Raw genomic sequence first — 9,012 nt, 5'->3', positions numbered from 1 at the left:
TCGAGCATAGCTCTCATGGCCTTCTCGCCTCAAATCGCCCCACTGGGGCGATTTGCCCTGACGGGATGGCTCGAAGCCCCGCAAGAGCCTGCGCCGGAAGCGCGCAAGCGCGCTATCCGGTGGGGAGGGTGATGACCGAACCACCGGTGACGATCAGTTTTTCATATGCGATAGCCCTGCCTGCGGGAGAGGGGACTACCGCGCTCGCCCCGGCTTCGATGCTTCTGAAAAGCCCCCTCATCCGCCCATTCGGGTCCCCTTCTTCCTCAAGGGGGAGAAGGGAAGGCGGAGTTGTGGAGACACCGAGCCCCCGCTATCCCGGCTGCCCGCCGATCGATTGGACCGCCCGCGCCCCTGCCGCGATGGCCTTTTCCAGCGCGGCGCGCTCATCCGCCCCGTCCAGCCTCGCCGCGATGAACCCGGCGGCGAAGGCATCGCCGGCGCCGGTGGAATCCACTACCGTCACCGCCGGCGCCGGCAGGTCCAGCCGCACGCCGTCACGCCCGCCCAACAGGGCGCTCTGCCCGCCGCGCTTGAGCAGAACCGTGCCGAAATGGGCGCCCAGCGCCGCCATCTGCTCGGCGGGGTCGCGCTTTCCGGTCAGCAATTCCGCCTCGTCGGCATTGGCGAAAATATAGTCGGCGCCCCCGGTCCAGCCCAGGAACTGCGCCACCCCCACTTCCCGCAAGAACCCGGTCGAGGCCGGGTCGATGGCGATAGCGATGCCGCGCGCCTGCGCCGTGGCGAAAAGCTGCCGCACCGCCTGGCGCGGGCCGGGCGCAAAGAAGCTGTAGCCCGAGACCACCACCATGCCGACCGCGTCGAGCAGGCTTTCGGGCAGGTCATCGGGGCACAGATTGAGATTGCTGCCCCGGTCGGTGAGAAAGCTGCGCTCGCCATCGGGATCGACCAGCGTCACCAGCACCCCGCTGGGCAGCTCGCTGTCCCCGGCCAGCACCGGGGTCACCCCCCGCGCGCGAAAATACGCCTCATGGCGGCCGCGCTCGGCCTCCCCCACCCGCGCCGCGAACAGCACCCGGGCGCCCATGGCGCCCAGCCACACCGCCTGGTTGGCGCCCGAGCCGCCGGGCCGGCTGCGCACCGTGGCGCGCCGGTCCGAGCCGCGCACCAGCGGCCCCTCGGGCACGACGATGATGTCGGTCATCACGTCGCCGACCACCAGGACCTTTTGGCTCATGCGCGGGTGCCGGCCAGCGCCACGGCGATCTCGGCGGCCACCTTGGCGTTGTTCTTGACCAGCGCGATATTGGATTGCAGCGACTTGCCGCCGGTCAATTCGAAGATGCGCTGCAACAGGAACGGCGTCGTCGCCTTGCCCTTGATGCCGCGCGCATCGGCGTCGTCCAGCGCCTGGGCGATGAAGGCTTCGATGGCCGAGGCCTCCCAGGCGTCGCCTTGCGGGATGGGGTTGGCGATCAGCACGCCCCCCATGCCCAGGTCCGACTGGATGGCGAGCAGGCGCGCCACGCTTTGCGGATCGTCCAGGCGCAGCTCGACCCTGTACCCGCTTTCGCGCGCCCAGAAGGCGGGGAAGGCGTCGGTGCCGTAGCCGATGACCGGCACGCCATTGGTTTCGAGCACTTCCAGGGTCTTGGCGATATCCAGGATCGACTTGGCCCCGGCGCAGACCACCGCCACCGGCGTGCGCCCCAGCTCTTCCAGGTCCGCCGAGATGTCGAAGCTGTCCTCGGCCCCGCGATGCACCCCGCCAATGCCGCCGGTGGCGAACAGGCGAATGCCGGCCATCGCCGCGATCTGCATGGTGGTGGCCACGGTGGTGCCGGCCATGGCCTTGCTGGCCACAAGGGCGGCGATGTCGCGCCGGCTGGCCTTGGCCGCCTTGTGCCCTTCCACCGCCAGGGTTTCCAGCGCCGCGCCCGAAACACCCACGCAGAGCCGTCCCTCCATGATGGCGATGGTGGCCGGCACGGCGCCATGGGCGCGCACCACCGCCTCCACCTCGCGCGCCATGTCCAGGTTTTGCGGATAGGGCATGCCATGGGTGATGATGGTGGATTCCAGCGCCACCACCGGCTTGCCGGCGGCCAGGGCGGCTTCGACTTCGGGGGTGACGGAAAGATGGTCTTTCGCGCTCATGGGACACCTCGTTTCAGGCTGGTTCGGGCCGGTCGCGCCGGCCGCTTCTGGCCCTGTTTGTGCCCCGTGCGCCATTGCAGCGTCAACCCTTGGGAAACTTGGCGTCATCCCGCTTGTCGCCCCCGGTTTTTGGCTCTAGGTTGCGCGCAGAAAACGCGAGCGTGGAAAGGGTACTTCGCTGCAGACGAGTATGGTTGATCGCGCCTTCGGGGCCGGTCGATACGCGCCCCGCCTGGGGTCCAGTCCCGCGAACCCGCCCGGCGCTTTCCAGCGCTCTTTACCCATATCGACGATTCCGGCCTGACCGCCGCAGCCTCCGGGACGGCGCGCATGAGCCTGCCCGTCCCCGAACCCATCAACAAGACCACACCGAACAGGAGCTCCACCAGATGCACAAGCCGCTCGCCCTTGCCCTTGGCGCCCTTCTGATCGCCAGTCCCGTCCTGGCCGAGGAGAAGGTTCTCAACCTCTTTATCTGGTCCGACTACATGGCCGAGGACACCGTCAGCAATTTCGAGGCGCAGCAGAGCGCCGACGGCGACAGGTTCAAGGTCAACTTCGCCTATTACGACATGAACGAGACCATCGACACCATGCTTCAGGCCGGCAATTCCGGCTATGACGTCATCGTGCCGACCGGCAACTTCCTCAAGCGCCAGATCCAGGCCGGCTTCATCCAGAAGCTCGACAAGTCCAAGCTGCCCAACCTGGCCAATCTCGATCCCGCCGTGCTGGCCACCGCCGCCGGTCAGGATCCCGACAACGCCTATGCCGTGCCCTACATGATCAACACCATCGGCTATGGCTATAATGTCGACAAGGTCGCCGCCATTCTCGGCCCCGACGCGCCCGTCGACAGCTGGGACCTGATCTTCAAGCCCGAATATGCCGAAAAGCTGGCCTCCTGCGGCATCAGCCTGCTCGACAGCCAATCCGAGGTGCTGGGCATCGTGCTGCATTATCTCGGGCTCGACCCCAATTCGGAAAGCCCCGAGGATCTGGCCAAGGCCCAGGAGCTGCTGCTCTCGATCCGCCCCTATATCCGCTATTTCAGCTCGTCCCAGTATATCGAGGACATGGGCAATGGCGAAACCTGCGTGGCGCTGGGCTATTCGGGCGACGTCTTCCAGGCCGCCGCCGCCGCCGAAGAGGCCAATGTGGGCAACCATGTGGAATATGTCATTCCCAAGGAAGGCGCGCCGACCCTGTTCGACTTCCTGGCCATTCCCGCCGATGCGCCGCATCCGGAAAATGCCCATGCCTTCATCAACTACATCCTCGAGCCCAAGGTGGCGGCCGACATCACCAATGCGGTGTTCTACGCCAACCCCAACCTGGCGGCGACCGAGTTCGTGGATGAGGAGATCCGGGCCAATCCGGGCATCTATCCGTCCGCCGAAGTCATGGCCAACGCCTTCGTCATCGACCTGCCCGGCAGCGATTTCAACGATCTGCTGACCCGCGCCTGGATCAACATCAAGACGGGCCAGTAAAAGCCCGGCAGGGGGATGGCGGGCATCCGCCATCCCCTGGCCTTTTCAAGCTAGAGACCGCCATGGCCAAGAAGCCCCAGCAGCTTGCGATCGACACCCGCCCCTGGCGCGATCCGGCAAACAACAAGCCCTTCGTGCGCATCCGCAACGTCTCCAAGAAATTCGGCGACGTGGTGGCCGTCAACGATGTCTCGCTCGATATCTATAAATCGGAGCTGTTCTGCCTTCTGGGCGGCTCGGGCTCGGGCAAGTCGACGCTGCTGCGCATGCTGGCCGGCTTCGAGACGCCCACTTCGGGTTCCATCGAGATCGACGGGCAGGACATGACCGCCGAGCCGCCCTATAACCGGCCGGTCAACATGATGTTCCAGTCCTATGCGCTGTTCCCGCATATGTCGGTCGAGCAGAACATCGCCTATGGATTGAAGCGCGACCACCTGCCGCGCGGCGAGATCGCCGACCGCGTCGCCGAATTGCTGTCGCTGGTCAAGCTCCAGGATTATGGCAGGCGCCGGCCGCATCAGCTTTCCGGCGGCCAGCGCCAGCGCGTCGCCCTGGCCCGGGCCCTGGCCAAGCGCCCCAAGCTTTTGCTGCTCGACGAGCCCCTGGGCGCGCTCGACAAGAAGCTGCGCGAGGAAACCCAGTTCGAGCTGGTCAAGATCCAGGAAAGCCTGGGCGTCACCTTCATCGTCGTCACCCACGATCAGGAAGAGGCCATGACGCTGGCCACCCGCATCGGGGTGATGAACCAGGGCGAGATCGCCATGATCGGCGAGCCCACCGACATTTATGAATTTCCCAATTCGCGCTTCGTCGCCGGCTTTATCGGCTCGGTCAACATGGTGGAAGGCATCGTCACCGAGGACGAGCCGGACCATGTGCGCATCCGCTCGGCCGAGCTGGGCTGCGACATCCATGTCGGGCACGGCGTCGATTGCGCCCCCGACCAGTTGCTCTGGTGGGCCATCCGTCCCGAAAAGATGGAGCTGAGCCGCGAGCGCCCCGACAATCCCAACGACGCCAATGTCACCACCGGCATTGTCGAGGAAATCGCCTATCTGGGTGACATCTCGCTCTACCAAGTGGCGCTGGAAAGCGGCAAGCGCATCCGCGTCAGCCAGACCAATTCCGTGCGCGGCAATCCCGACGCCATCACCTGGGAGGAAAAGGTCTACGTCACCTGGAGCGACAATGCCGGCTCGGTGCTGACGGTATGAGCGTGATCGCCACATCCCCCTCACCCGTCTCGGGCTGCGCCCGATCCATCCTCTCCCGCAAGGGGAGAGGGGAGGCACGGCGCTCGACCAACCGCAAGGCCGCCCTTCTCCCCTTGTGGGAGAAGGTGCCCGAAGGGCGGATGAGGGGAATCCACTCAGGAGCCACCCCATGACCGCCACGCACGAGCCCACCATTCCCCCGCCCCGGCGCCTGCGCCCGTGGAATGCCGTCGAGCGTCGGCTGGCCAAGGTCGGCATTTCCGGCCGCATGCTGGTGCTGGCCGCCCCGGCGCTGTGGCTGCTGGTGTTCTTTCTCATTCCGCTGGCGGTGGTGTTCGGCATTTCGCTGGCCACCAAGCAGTTCGGCCGCCCGCCCTATTCGCCCCTGCTCACCACCGATGAAGGCACGGTGCAGCTCACCCTGCACCTGTCCAACTATATCAGGCTGTTTTCCGACAATCTTTACGTCGCGGCCTATCTCTCCTCCATCCGCATCGCCGCCATCGCCACGGTCATCACCCTGCTGGTGGGCTATCCCATGGCCTATGCCATCGCCCGCGCCGAGGATAAATGGCGCAATATCCTGCTGATGCTGGTGGTGTTGCCCTTCTTCACCTCCTTCCTGCTGCGCGTCTATGCGCTCACCGGCTTCATGCGCGGCAATGGCGTCATAAACCAGGTGCTGGCCGTTTTCGGCATCGAGCCTTTGGTGATGATGCAGACCGATTTCGCCGTCTATGTCGGCATCGTCTATTCCTATCTGCCCTTCATGATCCTGCCGCTCTATACGACGCTGGTGAAGCTCGACACCTCGCTGTTCGAGGCCTCCGCCGATCTGGGCGCCCGGCCGCTTCGCACCTTCTTGTCGATCACCCTGCCGCTCTCGCTTCCCGGCATCATCGCCGGCTCCATGCTGGTGTTCATTCCGGCCATCGGCGAATTCGTCATTCCGGCGCTGCTGGGCGGACCGGGCACGCTGATGATCGGCCGCGTACTCTGGGACGAATTTTTCACCAATGCCAACTGGCCGCGCGCCGCGGCCGTCGCCTGCGCCATGCTCGTGGTGGTGGTCGTGCCCATCATGCTGCTGCAAAAGGTGCAGAGTTCCGTGGTGGAGAAGTAGCATGAAGTCTCGTGGCTGGTTTCTGCCCATCGCCGCTGCCCTGGGCTTTTCCTTTCTCTATGCGCCCATCGTCAGCCTCGTCATCTTCTCGTTCAACGAGAACAAGCTGGTGACCGTCTGGTCCGGCTTTTCGACCAAATGGTATGGCGAGCTGTTCCGCGATCCGCAATTGATCGGGGCGGCGCTGCTGAGCCTGCAGATCGCCGCCATGGCCGCCACCATCGCCCTGGTCTTGGGTACGCTGGCCGCCGTGGCGCTGGTGCGCTTCCGGCGCTTTCGCGGGCGGACCCTGTTCACCGGCATGGTCTCGGCGCCGCTGGTCATGCCCGATGTCATCACCGGCCTGTCGCTGCTGCTGCTCTTTGTGGCCATGGAAGGGCTGCTGGGCTGGCCGCAGGGGCGGGGCGTGCTGACCATCGTCATCGCCCACGCCACCTTCTGCACCGCCTATGTCTGCGTGGTGGTGCAGTCGCGCCTGTCCGATTTCGACAGGAGCCTGGAAGAGGCGGCCATGGATCTGGGTGCCTCCCCGGTGCGCACCTTTTTCGACATCACCCTGCCCATCATCGCCCCGGCGCTGGTTTCGGGCTGGCTGCTCGGCTTCACCCTGAGCCTGGACGATCTGGTCATCGCCAGCTTCGTGTCCGGCCCGGGCTCCTCCACCCTGCCCATGGCCATCTTCTCCAAGGTGCGCCTGGGCGTCTCGCCCGACGTCAATGCGCTGGCCACCATCATCATCGGCATCGTGGCGCTGGGTGTGCTGGCGGCCACCATATTGCAATTGCGCACGCGCCCGAAAAAGGCGCGGGCCTGATTTCCACGATGGTTCAGTCGTCTCCCTCCCCTTGCGGGGCTTCGAGCCATCCCTTCAGGGCAAATCGCCCCAGTGGGGCGATTTGAGGCGAGAAGGCCATGAGAGCTATGCTCGAATGGCTCGATCAAGGGTGGGGGGCGTTTGGCCCCGATATTCGGGCTCTCAACACCCCCTCCCAGCCTCCCCCGCCAAGGGGGAGGAGCCGGCCGGTGGCCGTGGCATCATCGTGAAATCCCCCAAGGGCTGGACAGAACCGGCGATCCGGCGCACACTCCTTGCGGTTTCAACAGCAAGCAAAGGAGGTGATCCAGTGTCTCATGAGGTTTTGGCTCTCGGGAAAGGTCTGGGTTTTGATGTGACGACGGGGAGTGATCTTCGCTGATCCACATCCATCTCCCGGCCCACCGAGGCCGATAAGCTCAGGGAAGGGTCGTCCGCAAGGGCGGCCCTTTTCTGTTGGGCTTGACGGATGCGCGCAAGCCTCCGATACCGCTGGCAGCGTTTTTTCGGGAGGCTATCCGTGTCCGCGGCCAATTTCGTTCTGACCCTTTCCTGCATCGACCGGCCGGGCATCGTCGCCGCCGTCACCACCGAATTGGCGGCGCTGGGCGCCAATATCGCCGAATCCAATCAGTTCTGGGACAGGGAAACCGGACGCTTCTTCATGCGCCTGGCCTTTGCCGCGCCCGAAGGGGTGGGCGGGGAGAGCCTGGAAAAGGCCCTCAAGGCCCCCATTGCCCGTTTCGAGATGCAGACCGCCCTGTTCGACCAGCGCCGCCGCAAGCGCCTGGTCATCATGGTCTCCAAATTCGACCACACGCTTTTGCACCTGCTCTATCAGATCCGCGTCGGCTGGCTCGACGCCGAGGTCGCCGCCATCGTCTCCAATCACGAGGACGCGCGAAAGATAGCCGAGGACGCCGGCATTCCCTTCCATTACCTGCCGGTGACCCGCGACACCAAGGCCGAGCAGGAAGCCCGGGTGCTCGAGATCGTGCGCGGCACGGGAGCCGATCTGGTCGTGCTCGCCCGCTATATGCAGGTGCTTTCCGATACGCTGTCCACCCGGCTTTTCGGCCAGGTCATCAATATCCACCATTCCTTCCTGCCCAGCTTCAAGGGCGCGCGGCCCTATCACCAGGCCCATGAGCGCGGCGTCAAGATCATCGGCGCCACCGCCCATTACGTCACGCCCGACCTCGACGAAGGCCCGATCATCGAGCAGGAGACCGCCCGCGTCACCCATGCCATGAGCCCCGACGACCTCATCGCCGCCGGCCGCGACATCGAGAGCCGCGTGCTCGCCCGCGCCGTCAAGATGCATCTGGAAAGCCGGGTCATGCTCAACGGCAAGAAGACCGTCGTCTTCGGCTAGAGCGTTTCCAGGAAAAGTGGATACCGGTTTTCCGGTTCGGAAACGCGATAAAACAAAGGCCTGGATCATTTCACTGTTTCTCCTGAACAATGAAATGATCCAGCACGCATGCCTTCTCGGGCTAAACCGCCAGCTCTTCCAGGTTGAGCGAATCGGCCAGGCTGGTGCGGTCCAGCACGGCGCGGGTGGCCAGTGTCACCCGCTCGAACACGTGCCGGATTTCGCAGGAGGCCTCGTCCTGGCAATCGTCGCATTTGCGATAGGCGATCTTGGACAGGCACGGCAGCGGCGCGATCGGCCCATCGATCAGCCGCAGCACCTCGCCATACATGATGTCCTCGGGCGCCCGCAAAAGCTCGTAGCCGCCCGAGCGCCCGCGCCGGCTGGCCACGAACCCGCCGCGCTTGAGCTCGAGCAGGATCTGCTCGAGGAATTTCTTGGGGATGGACTGTTCGCGCGAAATATCGCCGATCATGCGGGTATGGCCCTGCCCCGCGCGCGCCAGCGACACCAGCGCCCGCAAGGCATATTTGGCTTTCTGCGAAATCATCGACCCACCTGACCCCGGCGTCCGGCGGCACCCTACCCCCTGGGCTCGGGGATGACCGGCGGCGCCGCGCGCTCCTGCTTTTCGTCCGCCTCCCGGGCGGTTTCCACCGCCGCCGCCGCGCCGCCCGCCGTCGCGTCCTCCCCGGATTTTTTCGGTTCCGGCACGGAAGGCTCGGCTTCGGCTTCGGCTTCGGCTTCGGCTTCGGCTTCGGCTTCGGCTTCGGCTTCGGCTTCGGCTTCGGCTTCGGCTTCGGCTTCGGCTTCGGCTTCGGCTTCGGCTTCGGCTTCGGCTTCGGCTTCGGCTTCGGCTTCGGCTTCGGCTT

General features: G+C 65.1%; 8 protein-coding genes and 1 pseudogene. 5 read left to right on the top strand and 4 right to left on the bottom strand.

Features of this window, described 5'->3' with window-relative positions:
* Nucleotides 1-313 precede the first annotated feature (313 nt).
* Together VDP82_RS09525 and VDP82_RS09520 are read right to left on the bottom strand one after the other, a co-directional pair.
* Entirely contained in the window at nt 314-1,198 is an 885-nt protein-coding gene (locus VDP82_RS09525) for a sugar kinase (RefSeq protein ID WP_323014615.1), read from the bottom strand.
* Nucleotides 1,195-2,118 (bottom strand): pseudouridine-5'-phosphate glycosidase, encoded by a 924-nt coding sequence (locus VDP82_RS09520; protein WP_323014614.1) that lies wholly within the window; start codon nt 2,116-2,118, stop codon nt 1,195-1,197. Before VDP82_RS09520 ends, VDP82_RS09525 begins: the two co-directional genes overlap by 4 nt.
* Before the next feature lie 389 nt (nt 2,119-2,507).
* Here VDP82_RS09520 and VDP82_RS09515 point away from each other — a divergent pair, with 389 nt between their 5' ends.
* From VDP82_RS09515 to purU, 5 genes are all read left to right on the top strand, one after another.
* Complete coding sequence (locus tag VDP82_RS09515) at nt 2,508-3,611, top strand: polyamine ABC transporter substrate-binding protein (RefSeq protein WP_323014613.1); 1,104 nt, start codon at nt 2,508-2,510, stop codon at nt 3,609-3,611.
* A 62-nt stretch (nt 3,612-3,673) separates the two neighbouring features.
* Complete coding sequence (locus tag VDP82_RS09510; protein WP_323014612.1) at nt 3,674-4,828, top strand: ABC transporter ATP-binding protein; 1,155 nt, start codon at nt 3,674-3,676, stop codon at nt 4,826-4,828.
* 169 nt (nt 4,829-4,997) lie between these two features.
* Complete coding sequence (locus VDP82_RS09505; RefSeq protein WP_323014611.1) at nt 4,998-5,951, top strand: ABC transporter permease subunit; 954 nt, start codon at nt 4,998-5,000, stop codon at nt 5,949-5,951.
* A 1-nt stretch (nt 5,952) separates the two neighbouring features.
* Entirely contained in the window at nt 5,953-6,765 is an 813-nt protein-coding gene (locus VDP82_RS09500) for an ABC transporter permease subunit (protein WP_323014610.1), read from the top strand.
* Nucleotides 6,766-7,285: 520 nt separating this feature from the next.
* Nucleotides 7,286-8,140, top strand: a complete 855-nt coding sequence (purU, locus tag VDP82_RS09495) for a formyltetrahydrofolate deformylase (RefSeq protein WP_323014609.1) — start codon at nt 7,286-7,288, stop codon at nt 8,138-8,140.
* A 121-nt stretch (nt 8,141-8,261) separates the two neighbouring features.
* Here the strand turns inward: purU and VDP82_RS09490 are convergent, their stop codons facing one another.
* Nucleotides 8,262-8,690, bottom strand: a complete 429-nt coding sequence (locus VDP82_RS09490) for an Rrf2 family transcriptional regulator (protein WP_323014608.1) — start codon at nt 8,688-8,690, stop codon at nt 8,262-8,264.
* Between the two features lie 32 nt (nt 8,691-8,722).
* Nucleotides 8,723-9,012 (bottom strand): annotated as a pseudogene (locus VDP82_RS09485) (hypothetical protein); the annotation flags it as partial.

The sequence above is a fragment of the Devosia sp. genome (genome assembly GCF_034675085.1).
Classification (GTDB): domain Bacteria; phylum Pseudomonadota; class Alphaproteobacteria; order Rhizobiales; family Devosiaceae; genus Devosia.
The sequence above is the reverse complement of the archived record's forward strand: the minus strand, read 5'-3'. Positions and strand labels throughout refer to the sequence as shown.

Bases quoted from the DNA above. Each gene is read 5' to 3' on its own strand.
- VDP82_RS09515 (WP_323014613.1), top strand. From the start codon at position 2,508: ATGCACAAGCCGCTCGCCCTTGCCCTTGGCGCCCTTCTGATCGCCAGT.
- VDP82_RS09520 (WP_323014614.1), bottom strand. From the start codon at position 2,118: ATGAGCGCGAAAGACCATCTTTCCGTCACCCCCGAAGTCGAAGCCGCC.
- VDP82_RS09505 (WP_323014611.1), top strand. From the start codon at position 4,998: ATGACCGCCACGCACGAGCCCACCATTCCCCCGCCCCGGCGCCTGCGC.
- VDP82_RS09510 (WP_323014612.1), top strand. From the start codon at position 3,674: ATGGCCAAGAAGCCCCAGCAGCTTGCGATCGACACCCGCCCCTGGCGC.
- VDP82_RS09525 (WP_323014615.1), bottom strand. From the start codon at position 1,198: ATGAGCCAAAAGGTCCTGGTGGTCGGCGACGTGATGACCGACATCATC.
- VDP82_RS09490 (WP_323014608.1), bottom strand. From the start codon at position 8,690: ATGATTTCGCAGAAAGCCAAATATGCCTTGCGGGCGCTGGTGTCGCTG.
- VDP82_RS09500 (WP_323014610.1), top strand. From the start codon at position 5,953: ATGAAGTCTCGTGGCTGGTTTCTGCCCATCGCCGCTGCCCTGGGCTTT.